This is a genomic window from Bradyrhizobium sp. LTSPM299 (assembly GCF_000938235.1).
Lineage (GTDB): Bacteria > Pseudomonadota > Alphaproteobacteria > Rhizobiales > Xanthobacteraceae > Bradyrhizobium.
The window spans coordinates 1-987 of record NZ_JYMU01000078.1 but is presented as its reverse complement, the minus strand read 5'-3'; the positions used below and the strand labels follow the sequence as shown (position 1 = coordinate 987).

Annotated in this window: 2 protein-coding genes; one reads left to right on the top strand and one right to left on the bottom strand. The window is 55.0% G+C overall.

From position 1 onward, the window contains the following. Positions 1-264: 264 nt before the first annotated feature. Entirely contained in the window at positions 265-543 is a 279-nt protein-coding gene (locus UP10_RS43535; protein WP_082077421.1) for a DNA -binding domain-containing protein, read from the bottom strand. 169 nt (positions 544-712) lie between these two features. On the opposite strand from UP10_RS43535, the gene UP10_RS34835 reads away from it, so the two are divergent. Next, entirely contained in the window at positions 713-949 is a 237-nt protein-coding gene (locus UP10_RS34835; RefSeq protein ID WP_044587917.1) for a helix-turn-helix transcriptional regulator, read from the top strand. Positions 950-987 lie beyond the last annotated feature (38 nt).

The following is a 987-nucleotide window of genomic DNA, read 5'->3' as shown; positions in this document are numbered from 1 at the left end:
AAGACGCTGGTGAACAGCGGCGAACGCTTGAGGAATTTGCTGCCGACATTAGCAGAGTAGCCCCGGCGCGATGCCTCACCGTGGCTGGCGCATTCGCGAAAAATTTCCTCGCCGCCCTTGGTTTCCGGAAATATTCAAAGCGCCGCTGGTCTTGGTGCCGAGGGATACACGGACTACCCAACGATGGATCGGGCTCATAAACGCGAGACGATCACCGATCCACCCAATTATCAATGCCGGGAGCCGTACGTGATCGTTGCGGCCCTAGCTTAGGGCGCCGCCACGTAACAGCTGGTGATATCCATGTTCGGTCATCCATTTGGCGCGGGCCAAATGACTATCAAACGCTTCGCGCGCACGATCTGGCTCTCGATCTGGGTCAATATGCAAAACGATCTGCGTGACCTCCCGCCAATCAGCGCCGTCCGCATCCGCATCGAGTAAACGCAGATAAGTGATCATGTGCTGCTCATCATAGACGGTGAGCATCGCGTCGGTTGGAGCGAGGTCTTCGACAGCCGGATCAAGCGGCGGTTTCTTCATAAGAATACCTTTCAGCTAAGCACGCGCGCAGAAAAGGTAGGGGGCAGCATCGCCGCCGCCAGAACCTATCCACACGAGGCTTCTACTCGATGGGTGCATAAATAACCTTATCAGGTGTATTTATGCCCTTATAGTGGCATATTTTCTAGAGCCGTCGAAGGTGGTCAATATGATCACCTCTCGACAAATTCGGGCTGCCAGAGCGTTACTGGACTGGTCCCAACAGCAGTTGGCAGACAAAGCGATCGTGTCGCTTAATGCCGTCGCGAGGCTGGAAAAGGGGATTGTTGATTCTCGAACGAGTACCTTGCTGGCAATCCAAAAAGCCCTGGCCAAAGCAGGCATAGAGTTCTTGGATGCGGACCAAAAAGGCGAAGGTGTAAGGCTTAAGAGCCCGAGATCCTAGCCGACTTCCGCAACTTCCGTCGAACGACCGGCGTCCCC

What these genes read in the sequence shown, in the direction of transcription:
- UP10_RS43535 (WP_082077421.1), bottom strand. Translation starts at nt 543, where the DNA reads ATGAAGAAACCGCCGCTTGATCCGGCTGTCGAAGACCTCGCTCCAACC.
- UP10_RS34835 (WP_044587917.1), top strand. Translation starts at nt 713, where the DNA reads ATGATCACCTCTCGACAAATTCGGGCTGCCAGAGCGTTACTGGACTGG.